This window comes from Marinomonas sp. 63XJN7_9_ISO-PGPR-S23-217 (assembly GCF_056173515.1).
Map to the genome: position 1 here is coordinate 3,852,311 of NZ_CM149678.1, position 19,451 is coordinate 3,871,761.

15 protein-coding genes are annotated in these 19,451 nt (G+C 43.8%); 1 reads left to right on the forward strand and 14 read right to left on the reverse strand.

Going from position 1 to position 19,451, the window contains the following annotated elements:
• Positions 1 to 17 precede the first annotated feature (17 nt).
• From AC0VYI_RS17995 to AC0VYI_RS18020, 6 genes are all read right to left on the reverse strand, one after another.
• Positions 18 to 542, reverse strand: coding sequence for a hypothetical protein (locus AC0VYI_RS17995; protein ID WP_475444621.1), 525 nt, complete (start codon positions 540 to 542; stop codon positions 18 to 20).
• The gene (locus tag AC0VYI_RS18000; protein ID WP_475444623.1) at positions 539 to 1,690 is read right to left on the reverse strand and encodes a tyrosine-type recombinase/integrase; all 1,152 of its coding nucleotides are present in this window, start codon (positions 1,688 to 1,690) and stop codon (positions 539 to 541) included. Before AC0VYI_RS18000 ends, AC0VYI_RS17995 begins: the two co-directional genes overlap by 4 nt.
• 54 nt (positions 1,691 to 1,744) lie before the next feature.
• A complete protein-coding gene (gene istB, locus AC0VYI_RS18005; protein WP_475443432.1) occupies positions 1,745 to 2,485 on the reverse strand; it encodes an IS21-like element helper ATPase IstB in 741 nt (246 codons plus the stop codon).
• A 9-nt stretch (positions 2,486 to 2,494) separates the two neighbouring features.
• A complete protein-coding gene (istA, locus tag AC0VYI_RS18010; RefSeq protein WP_475443430.1) occupies positions 2,495 to 4,027 on the reverse strand; it encodes an IS21 family transposase in 1,533 nt (510 codons plus the stop codon).
• A gap of 95 nt (positions 4,028 to 4,122) precedes the next feature.
• Positions 4,123 to 4,341 carry an Arm DNA-binding domain-containing protein gene (locus tag AC0VYI_RS18015; RefSeq protein ID WP_475444625.1) on the reverse strand — a complete coding sequence of 73 codons (219 nt, stop codon included), beginning with the start codon at positions 4,339 to 4,341 and terminating at the stop codon, positions 4,123 to 4,125.
• Entirely contained in the window at positions 4,325 to 4,564 is a 240-nt protein-coding gene (locus tag AC0VYI_RS18020; protein WP_024025214.1) for a hypothetical protein, read from the reverse strand. Before AC0VYI_RS18020 ends, AC0VYI_RS18015 begins: the two co-directional genes overlap by 17 nt.
• Positions 4,565 to 4,705: 141 nt before the next feature.
• On the opposite strand from AC0VYI_RS18020, the gene AC0VYI_RS18025 reads away from it, so the two are divergent.
• Positions 4,706 to 4,927: a helix-turn-helix domain-containing protein gene (locus tag AC0VYI_RS18025; RefSeq protein ID WP_475444627.1), complete on the forward strand. Its 222-nt coding sequence runs from the start codon at positions 4,706 to 4,708 to the stop codon at positions 4,925 to 4,927.
• A 332-nt stretch (positions 4,928 to 5,259) separates the two neighbouring features.
• On the opposite strand, the gene AC0VYI_RS18030 is transcribed toward AC0VYI_RS18025, so the two are convergent.
• The 8 genes from AC0VYI_RS18030 to AC0VYI_RS18065 form a co-directional block, all read right to left on the reverse strand.
• Complete coding sequence (locus AC0VYI_RS18030) at positions 5,260 to 7,911, reverse strand: TrlF family AAA-like ATPase (RefSeq protein ID WP_475444629.1); 2,652 nt, start codon at positions 7,909 to 7,911, stop codon at positions 5,260 to 5,262.
• 43 nt (positions 7,912 to 7,954) lie between these two features.
• On the reverse strand, positions 7,955 to 8,614 hold the full coding sequence (locus AC0VYI_RS18035; RefSeq protein ID WP_475444631.1) for a S16 family serine protease: 660 nt from the start codon (positions 8,612 to 8,614) through the stop codon (positions 7,955 to 7,957).
• Positions 8,615 to 8,679: 65 nt separating this feature from the next.
• The gene (locus tag AC0VYI_RS18040; RefSeq protein WP_475444633.1) at positions 8,680 to 9,723 is read right to left on the reverse strand and encodes an IS630 family transposase; all 1,044 of its coding nucleotides are present in this window, start codon (positions 9,721 to 9,723) and stop codon (positions 8,680 to 8,682) included.
• Positions 9,724 to 11,139 (reverse strand): protease Lon-related BREX system protein BrxL, encoded by a 1,416-nt coding sequence (gene brxL / locus AC0VYI_RS18045; RefSeq protein WP_475444635.1) that lies wholly within the window; start codon positions 11,137 to 11,139, stop codon positions 9,724 to 9,726.
• A 16-nt stretch (positions 11,140 to 11,155) separates the two neighbouring features.
• Positions 11,156 to 13,873 (reverse strand): BREX-1 system phosphatase PglZ type A, encoded by a 2,718-nt coding sequence (pglZ, locus tag AC0VYI_RS18050; RefSeq protein WP_475444637.1) that lies wholly within the window; start codon positions 13,871 to 13,873, stop codon positions 11,156 to 11,158.
• Positions 13,873 to 17,523 (reverse strand): BREX-1 system adenine-specific DNA-methyltransferase PglX, encoded by a 3,651-nt coding sequence (gene pglX / locus AC0VYI_RS18055; RefSeq protein ID WP_475444639.1) that lies wholly within the window; start codon positions 17,521 to 17,523, stop codon positions 13,873 to 13,875. The genes pglZ and pglX overlap by 1 nt, the downstream gene beginning before the upstream one ends.
• A gap of 3 nt (positions 17,524 to 17,526) precedes the next feature.
• A complete protein-coding gene (locus tag AC0VYI_RS18060; protein ID WP_000605305.1) occupies positions 17,527 to 18,285 on the reverse strand; it encodes a hypothetical protein in 759 nt (252 codons plus the stop codon).
• Positions 18,282 to 19,451, reverse strand: a complete 1,170-nt coding sequence (locus AC0VYI_RS18065; RefSeq protein ID WP_125891678.1) for an AAA family ATPase — start codon at positions 19,449 to 19,451, stop codon at positions 18,282 to 18,284. The genes AC0VYI_RS18060 and AC0VYI_RS18065 overlap by 4 nt, the downstream gene beginning before the upstream one ends.

Consider the following 19,451-nt stretch of genomic DNA (forward strand, 5'->3'; position numbering starts at 1 on the left):
CACCTTGAATCAATTATCTAAGACAACTCAACAACATAGTGCAGCCCTTTTTTCACCCCCTTAAAACAATAAACTGCACCATTTCGTAACGAGGAACACGGCAGCTTTAACTGTACCGACAGGCTTCCGCTCGCATCACAAATTTTAATGGGAGTTGTTTCACCATGAGTATCATTAGTTAACCCCTCAAGGCGGTAGCTTCCAATAAAAGCATTGTAAGACGGGATACTTTTCACGGATGGGTATAAACCAATTACATTATTAAGTTGTGGTGGTTTGAAAAAGGCCTTATTACCGTGTATCTCTAAATTCAGCCTCCCGAGAAGAAAGCTGAGCCCTACCATCTCCTCATGTTCATTTAAGCTGTTTATTTGCGTAGAGACCCAAGAGCTAAAAGCCAATTCATCAACAACGCCCAAACCTGTGCCAAACTTTTCAACAACCTTTTTTAGTTCATCGTCATTCAATGAGTGCAACAGGTCGAACATAACATCCTGGACTGAACGGTGGATCAGAGGTAATTCACTAACAATGCTGCTCATAGTGCATCTCCACTTACTTCAAAACCACTGGACATTAAAAGTGTTTCAAACGCAGAACCATCACGACGAGTCAGGTTGGGGACATAGCGCGAATACACAGTAAATAACATTTGGGTGGTTGTATGGCCCATTTGTCTTGCGATCCACTCAGGGTTCTCCCCTGCAGCTAACCATAATGTCGCGGCGGTATGTCTTGTTTGATAGGGCTTTCTACTTTTGATGCCAATTTTTTCAAGTGTTGGATACCAAATGCGCTGAGTAACATTTCGGTGTTCATAGCTACCACCTGCACGATTACAAAACACGAACTTAGAATGCCCAAACGAGACTTTCTTTTGTTCTAATAATGCCTCATACACAGGTGGAGACATCTCAACTTCACGGCGTGATTCAAGTGTCTTAGTTGTATCAATACGTCCCTGCACAACTGTTTCTCTCACCAAAATCTGTCGATTTTCAAAATCAACGTACTGCCATTGCAGTCCATCTATTTCCCCAGTACGTAAACCCGTAAAAAAGCGCACAATGTAGTAATTACGAAAATCTGGACGTACATAGCGAATAATCTTCTTCACTTCATCCAGCGTAAAAGGCTCAATATCCACTCTAGGCACTTTTAGGGGTTTTAATCCAATAGCAGGCGACGTAAACTCATATCGGTCGGCGGCATCATCTAAAATCATTCTTAGTGGCGTCATAATGTGGTTAATCCTATCGTTAGAAAGCTCACTGTCCCCTGTTTCGTGACTCACTTTGGCGAGGGATGCACGAAATTTCAGGATCATGGCTTTGGTTATGTTGCCGACTCTTTCTTCCCCAAAATATGGGATGAGACGGGTATCTAAAGTTCCTTTTATAGAAGTCCGGTAAGACCGTTTCCATCGTAAAACATTCTCTTCAAGCCACTCTTGTGAAAATTCAGAAAACAACGGCGTATCCGGTCTTTTTTGAACCTCAGTGACAAGGTGCTGAACCACCTCCTTTTTTACTTTCGGTACTTTTTTACTGCCTGGAAAGAACTTCTCATAATCGAACTCTCCGGTTTTCAGTGCTAATTCAATCTTCTTAACCGCCGCCTCCATACGCTTCATATTGGCAGGCGTATTTTCTAACTTGGTGTATTTGCATATTCCGCTGATTCCGGACACCGGTACCGTTTTAATCCGGACACCTTTTTCTCTTCATTTTCTCAGTCTCTAGTTTTACTCCATGTGTCCGGATTGCGCCAGTTTTCTCATCGATTCTCCTCCTAGTTCTATGCGGTGACTGTTGTGGATTAAACGGTCCAGTAAAGCGTCCGCAACCGTGGCATTGCCTATCATGTTGTACCACTCTTTCACTGGCAGTTGACTGATCATGATCGTGCTGCTGGTTTGGTAACGATCTTCTAAAAGCTCTAATAAATGGCCTGCATGATCGGCACTGAGTTTTTCCATCCCCCAGTCATCGAGTATCAGCAGCTGCTTTTTGGCGAGGGCGGCAAGTTGTTTTTGATAGGTGCCGTCTAAGCGGCCAAGGCTGAGGTCATCCAGCAGTCGACTCAGGCGCAGATAGCGAACGCTATAAAGTTGCTCGCACGCCTGTGAGGCAAGGGCGCAGGCAACATAGGTTTTGCCCGCGCCCGTTGGGCCTGTGATGAGGATATTTTGATGCTTTTGCAGGTAACCTCCTGTCAACAGTTCTCCTAGTTGGATGCGCTTTAGTCCACGCCCTTCTTTGTAGAGTAGTTGGCTGGCGCTGGCTTCTACGCGCAGTTTTGCTTGTCGTTTGAGCCGTTCGATTTTGCCATGATTTCTGCCTAGCAGCTCACTGTCAAGGAGCAGTGTGAGACGTTGCTCGAAGTCCAGTTCTCCATAGGTGGTTAACTGTTCTCGTTGTTGTTCTAACGCGGTAACGGCATGACTCAGTCGCAGCATTTTGAGTTGTTCAGTCAGGTGATTCATGTTGTTCTCCTAGTGGTAGCAGTGTGGCCCGCGAACATTGCTGTGCGGGGTGTCGGGTGTCGAGTCAGAAGGAAGAGACAGTGTGCCTTCCCGATGATGATCGAGCAGATTTCGGATAAAGCGCAGAGAAGGTTTGTTGACCAGTAAGGCATCCTGACAGGCTTGCTCTAGGCGGACATCCCCATGTTTGCGCGCGAGACTCAGTATGCCAAGACAGCGACGAGTGGCTTGGGCTGGATGGGCTTTGGACAGGATCTGTTGTTTGATGACGTTTTCGGTGGCGACACCAATCTGCTTGCTCCATCCGATTAAGCGTTCTGGTGACCATTTTTGATGTTGATGATGGCTCGGCATATGTTCCATGTGGGTGCTCAGACCATAGTCTTTTCGGCTGATTGGGTGAGACGAGACGGGCTGACCTTGATGGAAGATTTGTATGATCTGCGACGTCGCTTCCAGCGTCACATATTGACCCACAAGCTGATGCGGTACCGAGTAATAATGCTTTGCGTACTCAATGTGGTAATCCGGTCCCACTTTGGCGCGTTTATGTTCTGTGTAGACATACTTCTGCATCGGTAACGGTTTCAACGCGGGTTTATCGAGGGTGTCAAAAAGGGCTTGGCGACTCACGCCAATCTTTTGCATCGGCCGTTGGTTCAGAGCGTTCATCAGCTCTCGAACCGCATTATTCAGCTCTCTTAGGGTATGGAAGGTGCGATGACGAAGGCGCATCATGATCCAGCGTTCGACAATCAGAACCGCATTTTCGGCCTTGGCTTTGTCTTTGGGTTTATAGGGACGAGCCGGCATAATGGCGGTTTGATAGTGATGCGCTAACTGACGATAACTGTCGTTGAGTTTCGGCTCATAACGATCTGTTTTTGTCACGGCAGCTTTTAAGTTGTCTGGCACCAATAAAGCGGGAACGCCACCGAAGTGTTCAAACGCATTGGCGTGACACTGTAGCCAATGCTCCAGCTTTTGACTTTCGCTGGCTTCAACGTAGGTGTAGTTAGACGCTCCCAGTGTGGCGACAAACACTTGTGAGTGGCGAACGTCGCCCGTTTCCGGATTGACGATCGGGATAGTCGGTCCGCAATAATCAATGAATAACTTGTCACCTGCGGTATGGAGTTGACGCATACTGCGTTTTTGTGTGGCGAGCCAACGACGGAAGTACTCGCAGAACTGGCTGTAGCCATAAGTGCGCTCTTGGTGCTCGGCAACATATTCTTCCCACAACAATTGCTTCGTCGCCCCTTTGCGCTTGAGTTCGATAAAAAAGTACGCAAAGTCCGGCATCACTTTCAGGCGATTAGCCGGTTTTTCTTGATACAGCGCTTTAGACAGATCGGTATCGGAAACGTCACTGGCAAGGGGCCAATAATAGTCACTTTGTTTGAAACGAGTCAGGACATCGGACACGGTAGAGCGGCCGACATTCAAACAAGAAGCAATCTGCCGCGTGGATAAATGGCACTCATGTTTGAGACGCAAAATCTCTTTAATATTGGTCATTGAGGTTCTCTTTCTGGTCATGATCACTTCCTGGCAACGTATTAGGTGTAACCAAGTGTAGTGAGCGATTGATTTAAAAGAGAAAACGAAGGGATTCCGGTGAATCCGGACAGGGTTTACGCTAATCCGGACAGGGATTCCGGGGAAAGCCAAAAAGTGTCCGGTTTAGAGCGTAATAGGTGTCCGGATAAAAACGGAATGGGTGTCCGAGTTATATCGGAATGGGTGTCCGGATTGCTCCGGTATATGCAGTATTCCTTACAACGCTTACCTTGATACCGAAAATCAAAATAGAGCTTATCGTTTCTTGTTCCAACGCTAGCCACGGTAAACACCTCCAGAGGCCATTGGGATCAAATCATCCACTTCATTACTTTTAGCCGTTGTAAACATCTCAGCTTCAATCGGCTCCCAAACGTAAAGCACTTTGCGACCATTAAAAGGTCGGATGTAGTGTGTTCCCTCAATAAAACTATTGTCTCTAAGAACGTCATTGATATATTTAGGGTGATACTTGATACGAACAGATAACTCTTTAGCCGTTAAATAAGTACTCATAAAAGTGACCTCCACTCACATTTGAAGAATATAAATGACACTATACATCATCTTTTGTGACTGGCAAGCACATTTATAGATTATTTTTCACTTTTTTGAATAACTCGGGCATAATCCACATACCTGAAAAGCGAGATAGAAATGATTAGATTCAAACTAAAAGAGCTCATAGCTCTAAAAGAGAGAAAAGAAGGGAGACGCATCGGTTTGCAAGAAATTGCAGATGCGACAGACATACACAGAACAACCCTTTCAAAGCTTCAGAATCCTAATGGCTATAAAACCAATACCGATAACCTTGATAAGTTATGTCGTTACTTTGAGTGCGAGTTAAGTGATTTAGCTGAGTACGAACAAGACTGATCCTGATTGCTACTCATTCTTCTGCATAAAGCTAATTAGCTCGTCTTGTGTGGACTGTAAATCCTCGGGTGACGCAGCTGGTAACCCTTTCAGAAATGGGGGATAGCATGGAATGTCTGCATCCGGTTGAGATGACAGCTCTGGTAGTACTTTGGTTTGAAAAATAAGTGTTTGAAGATAGTGAACCTCCGACACGATAGTGTGAAGGTTCAACTCTGAGCTTGATGGCTAGATAGATTGATAATTCTTGTAGAAGAATAACATACGAGCTAATTTCACGGTTTCAAAGAGGTGCGGAACTGATTCTTAGTGATTAACTCCAAGATAGTGCTTTACACGAATCCATATTTCTCACGACGCTGATTGAATGCACTTTTCCCGCCCTCTAATATATCTGCGGCTAAAGCCTGAACATTGGGAACATCGATCGCACCTTGTTGTTCTGGAAGAATTAGCCCTTTATTATCTTCTACGCTCAAAACGCCAATCCATTCAGCATCACCGAAAACCGGAATATTGGCATTATGTGTTGCAAATAGAAACTGACGACTCAGTTTAGCCCTACGTAGTTCTGCGACTATCCTTTCAGCTATAAATGCGTTATCCAAATTATCTTCAGGTTGATCAAGGATTAATGGGTCTTGATTATCCAACAGCAATAAGTGCAAAACAGCAGTGCACTGCTGTCCCGTCGATAATTCATCAATTGACCTAAATACAGCTTCTTGTTCTCCATGAGTCACATTTAACTCAATCGCCATGGTATCCGGTAACTGCAATTCTTCCAGTTCCATTAGTTTTACTTCTGGAAGACGAATTAAAGCTGAAACAACAGTGCCTGATATGCCAAGCTTTCGTCCTAGCTCCGACTCTCCTTGACGGATAGTCGAGGCTAAACTGCTTGGAGAGAAGTTCCCTTCTAATACCCAGGCGAGACGTTTAGGCCCAACCCCCTCTAAATTGCACCCAGTCAGAAAATTCACAAGTTCTTGGCGGCCACTTTCTGGCTGTAGGGTAAGCCGTACCTTCTGCTCCAGTTTTCTTGTTAACCTTTTAACAGATTTAGTAATACTACTCGCACGCGCACTTGTGTGTTGTTCTAACTCCAGAAGCAGCTTTTTTCGCGAGTTGTACAATTCGTCAATTTGTGTCTGGCGATCTTTCAAGGTGGTTTGTTTAGGGCGTATCTGCTCAATTTGTTTTAACAGAGTCTGATATTCAGCACCAATTTGTCGGCCAGTTTTACCCTGGCTTGCAGGTATACCCTTAAAAGCCAACTCAAGTTTTTGCTCTTCAAACTGCTGTTTTTCTGATAAAGATTGCTTGAACGGTAACAACTGTTGATTTGCATTTAAAGTTAGCTGTTCTAACTGTACTAATATCTGTTGAACGCCTGTTTTCAGGACATTCAAGACTTCACGCTGCTGCTTCAAGAGCTCAGTATGAGGTAAGCCATCCAAATTGGTATCACTTAAATACAAGGTATCTGGCAAACTGTCTTTGAGCGCATCGATAGCCAGTTGGACGCTTGCAACATCTTCACCAATCTGATCATTCAACTGTTTTTCTTTTTCAAGTTTAGGAATAAGCTCCAGCTTTTCATCAATACCTAATGCTTGATACTGTTTTGCCTGATCCAATAACTTAGGTAAGCGCTCGACCTCTGCTTCAATGTCATCTTTCTGACCTAGCACTCGCTTGATGGATTCTCGATTATCTTTTAACTTTGCTAAAACGTCAGCGATATCTGCATCAAACTTTTCATGTTCGCCCTCAAGAAAACGTTCGATGAGCTGATTACGACTTTGTTCATCGCGTGTCATTTCATAGATTTCGTTTTGCCCGTAAAGCTCAATACCAGGCAAAAGATCCGTAGGAAGATAGGGGGATATATTTTCTTGCGAGTCAACCACCACAGGATCACTACCGTGTTTTCGGCTTACTTTGAATCTGCGACCGTGCATAACTGATGAACGCAACGTAATTTCAACTAAACCTCGTTCTTTCCCAAGGTTAGTATCAATGACACTTTTGTGCTGCTTGACTGCGTTAGGTGTTTTAGGTTCTAAACCGAAAGCATAGCGAATACATTCCAACAAGGTTGACTTACCAGTGCCACGACCACCAATCACAGCATTGAGATGATCCGATAGTTCAATATCGACGCTATCCAGATAGCCACCAACAACTCGAATACGCTCAATTGCCGAAGCATAGCTTTCTGGCTTATCTGAATTCAAACGAACCCTCGAACCTGCATCTAAAAAGGCTTGCTTAAAGGAAGTAAAGCAAGGGTTGGTCATTTTAATCAAACAAGAAGCACCCGACGCTTTGATATCCTCTGGTTTTGCAACGTCTGAGGAGTTAATAGCAGCCATTTCGCGCTCGCGCTTATAGTTAGGATCTTTGTTGATGAAGACCTTACGGTAGAAATCATTTTCTATTCCTTTAAGATCTTCAATCGACTTATCGCCTGGTATCTGAGCTGCCATCAATCCTTCATGTTTCCAAACATGGTTCATCTTTCGACTGAGCACACCATCATCATTTATGCAGTGTGCTGCAAAGATAAATCCACCTATCTCATTCACTTTGTCAATCAGCTGAATTGCTGTGAGGTTGGTCGGCAATATACCATCCTCTGGATCAAGCAAATCTAGGCGACCCAAAATCCGTTCAAGTTCTTGCGAAGTTTTATTTTCATCAAACAGACAAACAAAGTGAATTTTCTCGCTTGACGCAATCTCAAAGCCGGGGAAAACAACAATCCCATTCTCAACAAAAAGGTTGCGGATTTTATCAACACCATCTACTGAACCATGATCAGCCAATCCAATGACCTCTACGCCCGCTTCCAGTGATGCCGCAAGCAGATTTTGGTTGTATTCATCTTCCGTGATGGTCTGCTGTTGCCCACGATATTTTATGTACCCAGCCGGATTCACCTGCAATGCACATTTAAAGAAACGAGCTTTGGTAAACATACCTGTAATTACTCCATAAAATGGCGCGTCATACGACACCTAATCAATTAACCCCAAGCGCCTTAAACACGGCATCGACGGGATCTGCATAAAAGCTGATCTGGAATTTTGAGAACAACTCAGCAGGAACCGTAGGAATATCTGAGGCTGAGGCCATTGGGAGCAAAATACGCTTTGCGCCACTGTCCATAGCTAACTGAAGACTGCCTGCAAGATCTTGAACAGGATTGACGACACCACCTAGAGTCATCTCACCCAAAACAACCATCTGCTCTTGAATCGGTCGGTTCATCAGAATTGAACAGAACGCAATCAATGCAGCGAGCGATGACTTTGTACTTGGCCCTGTATTGTGCAGCTCAACAACATGGAGGTGATACTCATGATCAGAAAACTTCGCCGACGCACTGATTCTATTCAGGTTACCTTTGAAATAATCAAAGCCAACACGCACAGCTTCTTTCGCTGCGGTATTCGAACCAAGGCCAGATACTGAGTGTTTACCAGAACCAGCCATCATCTGGGTTTCATAGCGATATAACCCAAGCTGCCCAGTGCTTCCCTGAGTAACCAAATGCACGACACCAGCGCGAGGTAAGCCCTCAGGAATTAGCTTGCTGCCACCTTGTTCCGGTACATTGACGAAGAATTCTTCTAATGACTCGCTATCGATGTAGCTAAAGTGCACATCAAAAAATTCCATTCCGCCAAGCTTTTTCAATTGCTCTTTGACTCTACGTCTATTAACCCGGCGGAGATTTATGTCTTCTATGCTGCATAACGGATTGAATTGTGCTTAAAGTACTTTTTGATTCGATTCGGATTCTTCTGTAACCCTCTCATATGAGAGACCACCCTATCCTTTAAAACCTTTCCATTCTTTGGAGCATCGCCTGTATGCACACCTGCCTTTAGATCACAGTTTAGATACTCATCTGGATTGAGTTCAGGTGAGTAGGCAGGTAAATAAAAGACTTCTATTTGCTCTTTGATTTTCGGCTTGGCTAACCACTCTTTTACTAATTTTGCATGATGTACTCGAAGATTATCGAGTATCAGAAATACCTTTTTCTTAGAGGTGGAGATCAATCGCTTCATAAAGCGAATGAGTACTTTTGCTGTCATGTTGTCAGCGTAGGTCATAAAGCGTACTGTTCCCTGGTTTGTGATAGTAGAAATCATATTGATTCGGCAATGCTTTGCTGGAATCACTTGGACTGGTGTCTTGCCTTTAGGAGCAAAACTTCGGCCATGCTGACTATCATTACGAAGGCCCGTTTCATCACCCCAATGTATCTCTGCCCCTTCCTTCTTGGCCCTTTCCTTGATCGAGGGGTACTCTTCCTCAAGCCATTTGGACACTTTTCGAGGGTTTTGCTCATAGGCTTTTTTCAGTGGCTTTTGTGGGGTAAATCCCCAGCGCTTTAGATAGTCTCCAATGGTTCTAATTGGCATATCTTTTCCCCACAATTGCTTGATGAGCTGTTGGATCGCACGACGTGTCCACAAGGCAAAATTCAGCCTGCATTGATCAGGCATTTTATCGGTGATTTCTTGCTGAATTCGAGCTTCTTGTGCCTTGGTTAGACTGCCAAATGAGCCTTTTTCTCGACCACGTTTTTTATACTCAAAGCTTGCCTTTCCACGTTTTAAGTAGTCTCTATACCAACGGCCAACTGTGTCTACATGGACACCTGTCATCTCAGATATGTCTTTAAAAGAGAAGTCTTTTTCGCGCAGTCTGACAACTTGCTTTCGTAGCCTAGCGAGTTCTGGAGTGGTAAGTTTTCTTGTGTCTATTTTTTCGTTCATTCAGTGATTATACCAGATAATTTTAACCGCCGGGTTAATAGTTTCCAGCGCATAGATCAGGCAGGCTCTTACATCATCTTTTGTGTACTGTGCGTCGGGGTGTAATAGCTTTAATAAGCCCGAAACAGTTCTTCGCACAGCAATTACATCACGCTGATTAAGGTTATTACCGAGTTTGAAAAACTTATCGATAGCATCCGCAAAACTTCTTTTGCGCATTTCACGCATGTATTCAGCAAGATAGTCTGTGATTAATCCGTAACTATTGGTGAAAAACTCGGGACGCATCTTCGGTATTTCCCATCCAGGAATATAGGAATGAAAACGGTCAAAAAAAGCAGTGTCAATCATGGCATCAGGAAAAGGTGCCAGCAGATGACTGGTCTTCACCAGTGTCTCAACGCTTTGATTGATGTTACCGACGAATACCATGGAAGCCTTCGCTTCGATTGAATCACGACCACGGGCAAAAGACCCTGACGCCATATAATCTTTCATTATTTGGACGCCGTCTTTGTCTTTAAAGGTAATACCCGCTACTTCATCAAATGCGACAACATCCCACATACCAACCAAACCAACTTGGCGCGAGCTCATGTTATAGAACAAGTTCGCCACAGTTGTTTGTCCGCCCGAGACAAGCAATGAGTTTGGTGAGCACTCTTTGTAGACATGGCTCTTACCTGTCCCTCTTGGTCCGAGCTCACACACGTTGTAGTTGTTTTCAACGAATGGGATCATGCGAGTGATAAGATGCCATTTCACCCGATGCTCTAAGTTAGTTGGCTCCATACCCACGGAACGAAGCAACACATCCATCCACTGATCGGTACTAAAATGTCTTCTGGTTGAAAACACCTCATCCATGTTCATGGACGGCATTTGTATCGGTTTTAAACTCATAATTGAGAAAGGTGATGTCTTCTGACCTTCCTCAAAGAAATACTGCACGGTAATAATGCACCAGATACCGCCAGTTAATAGTTTTTCGTTGTCTTGTACAATTTTGGTCGGTACAAGGGCATCCTTGATCCCCAGGTTCGACAACGCAGCTTCATAGACGTCTTTTTTCTGATTGAGCTTAACGCTTACTTTGTCGATGATTTTAAACGTGCCGCGTTCACGGATAAGTGACTTCACTTTCTCCGCTTCATCAGGTCGGACATAGTTCTCGGCCAAGATTTTTTTCACATTCTCAAGGCCTTGCATTACAACTTCGTCGTCATCGGACGCACAATACATGCCTAGTAAATACTCAAGCACATAGACAGGGACGTTAGCGCCTTCTTTCAATTGCTTGGTCAGATCTTTTCGAACGACACGGCCTTTAAAATATTGATTGAGCAATGCGTCTAAATCGGCGCTTTGCATCTGATTTTTTTCGTCTTTATGATCTTGTGAAAAATCAGTTGTCATGTTTCACCCCAGCACCTTAGAAAAAATCATCTTGGAATGCCAAATCAATGGTTACCGCATATTGGCTATAACGGGTTCTCATTTCCGCATTCTCAAGAACTAATGTGTATTGAGCATTCCTGTCGAACTGCGAACCAATAAGTTTTAACCTGGCTTCGCGAGTACGCTCATCCATCACTTTACTCACGCTATCAAAGTTAATCGTTTCACGACTGGAGACTTCATTACCTTGTGCATCGACGATATAGACATCCAACAACCGTGCGACAAAACGCTCGCCTACTGGGTCTGTCTGAATAAATCTGACCTTGTCGATATTATTTACTAGTTTGATGGGCTGAGTGGCTGCTACAACACCTACCGGTTGTTTCTCATGTTTTGCTGCTTGTTCTTTTTGCAGCTCTCGCACATGCAGTACCGGTACGCAGACTTCCTGTAGCATCGCTCCGCCGTGCACAAACTTGACACCACCAACGAAGTGGAACCGTTGAGCCGCTTTTGGAAGCAGGAACTCTGCTTGATATGAAGAGCCACTAGAGCCATGAGCCGTATCGTTTATTGAGCCTTTCCAACAGGCTTCATCTGAAGGCAAGTTATTACCAACGATATAACGTTTCTTGGCTTCTATCGCACCAGCAGGTTTAGTTTTCAATGAGGTTTTATCTGCCGCTACAAGTGCTTTTTGTTGGAATAGGAAGCCATGGTCAGCAGTGATCACAACTCGGCTTCCATTTAGACGGTTGATGACCCGCCCAACGAGGTCTTTTAGCTCTTCAATGGCACTACGACAGGCTTCAAACGTTTTCTCTTCAGTTGCTGCCTTATCACCAATCGCATCAATGGTATCGTGATAGATATAAACGACTTCTACGTCTCGAACCTTGTCACGCCCCTCCTGGTTACTCCAGCTCATCAGCTCCTTAGAGCTCACCGCCATACCACCTACTTTTTGTAGGATGGCGTTGCGGTTGTCTAAACCCTGTGAAGAAATACCATCCACATAAACAGCCGTGCCTTGTTCTGGCTGGTAACTGAGTGCTTTATGAGGCAATAATGCCGCCATCCCAAGTTGGGTATAACTCGGCAAAACACCCAACTGCGTAGACACCTCAGCTTTAAATCGCTTCTCGTTGTTAATGATAGCGCCAAGCTCATTCGCAATTTCAAAACGCAGGGCATCAGAGATGATCACAAACACTCGTTTTGTCTGTTTCAGACTCAGTCGTGTGCGAACTTCTTTTTCATAGAAGTCATACTGGTGCGGTACGCCAGAAATCTGCCACTTTTCAAGTAATTTCTCATTGGCCAAATGACGATCCCAGGCAAGGCCAAGCTCATATAAGTACCAGTTGGTATAAATGCTTTCGACTTCGTCGTCGAGCTGACGCAGTATGTCTGCACCTTTACTCAATACAGAGTGCACATGTTCATTGAACAAACGGTAAGCTTGGTCAAAACGATAAATGTCTGTGGTATAAGCGTCGTACATTGCCTTCGCGTTATCAAAGTAGAACCCGTCCACATAGCGATTTCGCAAGTGCATTAACTCTTCAGCGTTGCGGATAGCTTCATAAATTGCGAAATATTCTTTGCGTGACAATGTCCAGTGGCTAGCAAGACGTCTTGATAAGACCGTATCAAACTGAACCCGGTCTAGCGCTTTACTGCTATCGAGCAAATCACGAACTAAACCACGGATTATGGCCTGTTCCACAGCCTCGAACGTTTCGCATTCGATAAGCTCAACTGGATGGTACTGGCCAGCACGAGTCGAAATTTCCAACTGTTGGCTAAGCACCTTAGAGATGCTTTCGTAGTAAGCCGCGAAAGAGCGGCTGTCGCGCCAGCTCACCATAAACGCCAAGGCTGTCGCCCGGCCTGATGCGCTTTTTAGAACATTGTTAAGCAACCAATCGCGTTCAACACCTTCAATTTGGCTCCAGAATTCAGTACAGAATAATTTCAACACGAAGTCTGAGAAGGTTGGCTCTTCGACTGTATAGCCAAAACCCTCACTCAGATAGGCCCAGAGTGAGGTCTCAAGATCAAACTTTCCTAGCTGGCTCCATACTTGTTTAAAGGCATCGGGCTGGCCAAGGCTTTCATCTTCAGATAAGCCGTCAGCGCCATCGGCGGGCGCGTCTAGCGCCGTGGAATAAGCGCGTAGTAACCCAAGCAGAATGTCCGACAAAGACGCAGAATCAGCTTTTACAACCACTGCCATCATCTTCCTGTCTAACGTCAGTTCGTCTTCGTTCTCAGTCACCCACTTTTTTAAACCGGCTATGCGCTGTTTATTGGCAAAAAAGCTCTGGCGCTTACGAATGTGCGTGCGTAGCGCCATTTTCGGGATACCCAGCTCATTAAGCAGCATTGAGCTGTGATCAGCAAAAAACTGCTCGCTATACAAACGCACGTCTAGCAACCAATCGCGGTCAGGCTCTGGCTCAGCGCTTGGAAAATAGATAAGGAATTTAGCTTCACGCTCATCTACTTCAATGCGTTTTTTCACTGCCAATACAGACTCATTGCCCATATTGAGGATGGTCAAATCATTTGGTAGCACCCTTGCCGTTTTATCCGCCGATTTATCGTCTGTTTCTTTTGCAATAGATAGGACGTTAGCTAAATGCTCAAGCTCTTCAGTAAAGCTTTGCTCTGGGTCGTACCAAAACACAATGCGACTTTGTTCGAGCTTGGCAGCGACACCTTGTGCCAGTTCGCTAATCTGCATTAGTTAACCTCCGGGGCCGAACCAGTAATGGCCTTAACATCAGCCAACAGATCACCAAACTTGCCGTAATTCACTTTCACACCATCATCAAGATCCAGTGAAATACGCATATCGGCGTAGTGTTTTAGCTTGTCATCAAACTCTCGTAGCTCAACCTGTTTCTTGATTAAAGCATCCAACTCTTTCTTGAAGCGGTTCGCTTCAATGGTCGAGTCTGCCGTTTCAATCTGCTTCTCAAGCTGCTCTGCATAAGCATCGTATTTGCCTAGTAACGGGGTGACATACTCGGTACGCATACGCGAAAGCGTGCCCTCGTTATAACGGTGCAGGTAAACCAAGCACTCAAAAGCCTTTTGTTTGCCTGAGCTAAACAGCCAATAAATAGGGCGTTTTTTGTAAGTCTTCAGATGATCTTTGTAGAACTGGGTTGATAAATAGCGGCGAATCGTCTCCAGTGCTGATTCAGACTGCCCTTTTTTAGAGAGTGGTTTAATAGCATTTAAGCATAGTGATTCGGCAATAAAATCGAGGTTTTCTTGTAAGTGTTCCTCACCCCATACGACCTGAACAAACTCGCGAAAACGATTCGTAGCATCATCTTTAAACCACTCTTGCTCAGTTAGAGGTATGATGCCATCCTCATCGGCTGGGAACGTGCAGAACGCCTGCTCAGAAACTAGATCCTCAAAGCCTTGGTTATTAGCAGAAGCATAAACCACCCCCTCGCGATCAAGTGAGTATCTTCCCATCATCACACCTATTGCAAAGCTAACTAAATTAACAGTAAGGGAGCTTTCCAACCAACCTTCAGAATTAGGCGCATGAAACTCTGCATTGCAAAATAGATTGATGGATGAAGGGGCCACTTTATGGCTTAATTCACTGTCCAAGCCATAGAGAGGTATAAGTTTACTATTCAGAGCCTCTTCTAGCTCGATAGTTTTATTAACATTCTCACGACACTTATCTACCGCTATGGCAAATGCCTCGCTTATTAATTCAGTCGAGTATTCTAATAGAGGGCTTCTTTTAAAACCCCATGATGACTCAAATTTATCCCAGTCTTCTTGTGATACTTCTATCAATGAGAAAACAATATTAGACAACTCACTTTTAAGTTTTTTCACTGAATCAGGAATAGGAATTCGCCTAATATCCCCACTTTGATATGACATTGTCGGATTCAGAAAATTAAGAATATAAGTTCCAACCTTGGAGTTAAGAATCCCTGCAACCAATCCGATATCATTCTCATTTGGAAACGCAGAGGTTCCTTTAATGTCAAAAATAAATCCTACATCTGTATATCTACAAGAAAAATCACCCGTAGCAATATCTGACCATGTCAAACCTTTATTAAAATAAAAGTCCTTCCCTCTGAAGCTAGTCATTCCAGCTTCAGCTATTTCTTCGCCTCCATTTTTCCAATTGACAACTAGCTCTTGATATCCAGCCCACTTTCTATAACCGCCACCCTTGTTGTATGGAAACCATTTTACTCCTGAGTCAGCGGCAGCCTCTCTAGACCTAAAGTTAAAGCCTATTTTTTCAAAATTGATTTCACTCCAATTCCGCAGAAACCTTTCATTATCGGATGTCATCATGCCGATTCTTGGTGGGGATATACTATCGATGTTATCCTTACTTTTAAATGCATCGTGCAGCGTGGGGCTAATCCAATACGCTATTGGCGAACCAGGGATGCTCATAAAGTCTTCAATTTTATATTGGGCATATTTGTTTTCTTTATTTAAGAGATTATTCTTTTTATCTTGCTCTGCTCCAGAAACAAGTCTAAAAAATGTAGGAATATAATCTCTATAGCTTGAGTTTAATAGGACCGTAGCTGTAGTTTGGACCACTTCACCAGAAATCTGCCCAAAGGCTCTTGCCCCAAAGTGCGCCATAGTCAAAACGGTCTTATCATGAATAAGTGATTCTCTGAACTTTTCATATGATGATAAGAACATCCACGAGTGCATATTGACTTGTGCATTCAGGCCGTTACTTTTCAATAACTCAAATGCCCTCTCTAAGAAAACAGCAAATAAGTCTGTCCAAGTGTTTGGATAGACTACTTTTATTTTCTGTTTTAAAACTGGAGACATATTCCTTTTCCCCATGTACGGGGGATTAGCAATCACTGCATCGTAACGAGTTGACAAAATCAAAGCCTGGTGAACAAACTCAATCAATTGCTTCGCCGCAGGCTTCTGCATTGAGTCGCCTGACTCTTGTAGCTCTACTAGCGTGCTCAGGAGCTCTTTTAGCTGTTCATGGTCATCGCTTGGAACATCAATCAAAGAACCAAAGGTCTTGGCTTGAGTAAATCTTTCCAATGTTCGCTTCAGCAGTTGGTAGCGGTTGTCTGCATTGAACGAGCTTAAATCTTGCTCTTCATCTGAGAACAAGCCCTGGGACGTGCCGCTTTGCCAACTTCCCGATAGGTTGAGTGCTTTCCATAAGGTCGGTAGATCAATATGGTTACTTTCCTGCAATGACAGTACATTGAGTCGCACGTTACGGGTAAAAATACGCTTATCGTCATCTCTAGCCATCATCATCAGCGCAAAGCCAGATAACTGCGCTGCACGATCATCTATGTCTAGGCCGTAGAGGTTGTTCTCCAGAATCATCTTTGGAATGTCACGAGAGCGGAAACCACGCTCTTCGTAGATGGCTTTTAGCACGTTATAGGCTTCAATCAATATGTGGCCCGAACCACAAGCTGGGTCAAGTACTTTGATGGTTTCAGGTTCAATAGATTCTGGCGTAATAGCCTTTAGCTGTTGGTTAACTTCGTCAGATTGTTCAGCAGGCTCAATGTAGTATTCCATCTGCGTTTTAATGGCAGAGTCTGGGTAGGTTTGCAGCCATTGGCGACCGACTGAGTTTTGTACCAGGTACTTTACAATCCAGTTGGGTGTAAATAGCTGGGTGGCGGCAGGGATGTCTTCACTCTTGACCACCTTACCCATTACCTGATCTTTCTTTTCAGAAATGTAAAACTGGTAAAGCCAACCAATCACTTCTACCTGTTGCCAGTCCTCTTCAGGAATGCTGTCTACCAATCCACGCAGAATTGAGTCGGTACGTGTTAGGTTGTCTGGTAGAAGAAACTCAGTTTCATCGTCCAATGCGTCAAATAAGAAAGGCATCGCTTCATGAAGCTTATGGCACTGGCCTAACAGCAGTTCACGATACAGCTCTTCGTCTTTGTTGCCCGCAAGCTTGAGTTCAACAATGTGAGCTCTATCTAATCCGAGTTCATCCGCAGCGTCTTGGGCATGGTCGATAATTTCAAAGCCTTTAGGGTTGTCTGGGTGCGACAAAACACGAAAACCGTGGCCTAGATAGTCATGGATTTCCATATAGCGAATAGCACATAGGCGGTTGAACCAAGTATAAGCTACCTGTTCCACGAGCTGGTTATAGCCCATTGCCTGAACCTTTTTGACCAATCGCTCTCTGGCAGTTTTTACGCTAGGCTCAAAAGTTTTACCTTCAATTAGTAATACTGAACCTTCTTGTTTTACCTCTGATATCTGTTTGTCGCTGTATATACCTAGCTGATTAAATTGTTTTGAAACAGCGGTGATAAACTCACGTCTTGCTTGAGGGGCATATTTTTTTAGTTTTGCAGTATTCATAAATTAATTCCTCACTTCGCCACAAGCTTTTTCAACAACTGCGATAACATTACTCTTAAACTGACGGAAGCTTGGCATGTCCTCTAATCGGTCAACATCAATTGCCGCTATAAGAGTACTGAGATCTTCACGGCAATAGTCATGATTATTTATTGCATTTCCTAGGACAACTTTCGGAGCTCTATCTGCTGAACGGTCGTTGCCAGAAAGATCCGTTTCTAGGTTCTGGCAGTGACAATATGGGTTTTCTTTAACCGAACAAATGATCCATGACTCAGATGTAGGTTTAGGAATCATGGCAACGCCATGTTCGTACTCTGCAGCCTTAAAACCAGATAAAACGGCTTTGACACGATTAGCTTGCATTTCTGGTTCACGGTCTAATTCAGATCGTGTACCGTCACAGTCATGAAAATATACGGATAGGCTATTAGCCCATGTTTCTGGAAAATTCTCTTTTGTGAATTCAGCAAGCGCAGCAGCTCGTTTAGCATGTTCTAAATGTCCTTTTACCGCTTTATCTTTGCTCGGAAGTCTTACTTTGCTAGCCTTTGCTCTTTGCCCTAACTCTTTACGATAAATAAAGGTATGCGTAAAATCTTGGCCTTGATTCCACTCAGGTAAACAGTTCTCTAACAGCTTGATAAGCAGGGCGTACATTGGGCCTTGTAGAAAGTCTTCACCGTTTGATACCCCTAAACCATTCTGGCTAATACCGATGTCAGTTGGCCCTTCACCTGTAGCAATCAGATGCATAATCATAATTTTTTCAACCCCTCGATTCGAGATTTTTCAGCTTCCTTTGCCACATCGGACAAGTGGAGGTCCAACATAGCTTCGCCGGGAGCTAATGCTTCCAGTTTTCTAGCGGTAGAATCGAGATCGAAAAATTTTGTTGTTTTAGTATGACCCTGGCTATTTTTATAAACTAGGTGTACGGAGTTTTTTGCAAGTTCCTCATCAATGAAATTCAAGATTATTGGACTATGAGTCGTTATCAATACTTGTTGTGGTGATCGAATAAATGTTTCAACGAGCTTTTCAGTAATCTCAGAATTTACACCATTCTCAACTTCATCAAATTGCTGGAATTTCGAACTAGATCTTTGACTTGCCAGTATAATTAAAATACGCAACATGCCATCGTTGATATGCTTGGCATTAGTTACAACATCGGTGTGAGAGCCATCCTCATTATAAAACCGCTCTGTTAGCAAAAGGCTTAATGTGCCATCCAACTCAGTTTTAGTATCAATATTCACAACCTGAGGAAAATAACCATACAAGTTTGTTCGCAAAGTATCTCGCGCACTCTTTTCCAAATTGTGGATATAACTAATCAAGTACTCACCTGCACTACCTATTTTTCCAGCTGAAGCAAAACGACCTGAACGCATGACCTTAGGCGATAAAAGGTCATGACTATCAACATTAGTCATAAAATTTCGAAAAATGACGGCTTCTTGCGGTAAAGCCGAATCATCCAAAGCAGACAATATTGAACCTGAATATTTGAAAATTAGGTCCGGTAAACTGTGACGCTTAGTTTTGAGTCTTCCCTGATATAGACGTAACAGCTGCTGACCGTTGGCTAAATCAGTTAAAGTCTCACTTGTACACAGGCCTCTTTTCCAGTTGTAAGTTGCTTCCCAACGCAATTGCTTATCTGAAAGCTCAATATCGAGTACAAGGTCAAACGTTTCTCGTGTGGGGAAGAAATGAGAAGCCACATCTTTTTCTTCCCAACCTCTTTCACTTAACCAACGGTCAATTTTTCCTTCAATAAGTGCAGATACATAGCTAAATAATTGTAAAACCGAACTTTTCCCTGCACCGTTTAAACCAATGATGCAGTTAAACTTCGAGTCAAGGTTTAACTCAAAATCAACTAACGATTTGAATGCGCTAACGCTTATTCTTTTGATCAT

What these genes read in the sequence shown, in the direction of transcription:
- AC0VYI_RS17995 (WP_475444621.1), bottom strand. Translation starts at nt 542, where the DNA reads ATGAGCAGCATTGTTAGTGAATTACCTCTGATCCACCGTTCAGTCCAG.
- istB (WP_475443432.1), bottom strand. Translation starts at nt 2,485, where the DNA reads ATGAATCACCTGACTGAACAACTCAAAATGCTGCGACTGAGTCATGCC.
- istA (WP_475443430.1), bottom strand. Translation starts at nt 4,027, where the DNA reads ATGACCAGAAAGAGAACCTCAATGACCAATATTAAAGAGATTTTGCGT.
- AC0VYI_RS18020 (WP_024025214.1), bottom strand. Translation starts at nt 4,564, where the DNA reads ATGAGTACTTATTTAACGGCTAAAGAGTTATCTGTTCGTATCAAGTAT.
- AC0VYI_RS18025 (WP_475444627.1), top strand. Translation starts at nt 4,706, where the DNA reads ATGATTAGATTCAAACTAAAAGAGCTCATAGCTCTAAAAGAGAGAAAA.
- AC0VYI_RS18030 (WP_475444629.1), bottom strand. Translation starts at nt 7,911, where the DNA reads ATGTTTACCAAAGCTCGTTTCTTTAAATGTGCATTGCAGGTGAATCCG.
- AC0VYI_RS18035 (WP_475444631.1), bottom strand. Translation starts at nt 8,614, where the DNA reads ATGGAATTTTTTGATGTGCACTTTAGCTACATCGATAGCGAGTCATTA.
- AC0VYI_RS18040 (WP_475444633.1), bottom strand. Translation starts at nt 9,723, where the DNA reads ATGAACGAAAAAATAGACACAAGAAAACTTACCACTCCAGAACTCGCT.
- brxL (WP_475444635.1), bottom strand. Translation starts at nt 11,139, where the DNA reads ATGACAACTGATTTTTCACAAGATCATAAAGACGAAAAAAATCAGATG.
- pglZ (WP_475444637.1), bottom strand. Translation starts at nt 13,873, where the DNA reads ATGCAGATTAGCGAACTGGCACAAGGTGTCGCTGCCAAGCTCGAACAA.
- pglX (WP_475444639.1), bottom strand. Translation starts at nt 17,523, where the DNA reads ATGAATACTGCAAAACTAAAAAAATATGCCCCTCAAGCAAGACGTGAG.
- AC0VYI_RS18060 (WP_000605305.1), bottom strand. Translation starts at nt 18,285, where the DNA reads ATGATTATGCATCTGATTGCTACAGGTGAAGGGCCAACTGACATCGGT.
- AC0VYI_RS18065 (WP_125891678.1), bottom strand. Translation starts at nt 19,451, where the DNA reads ATGATCAAAAGAATAAGCGTTAGCGCATTCAAATCGTTAGTTGATTTT.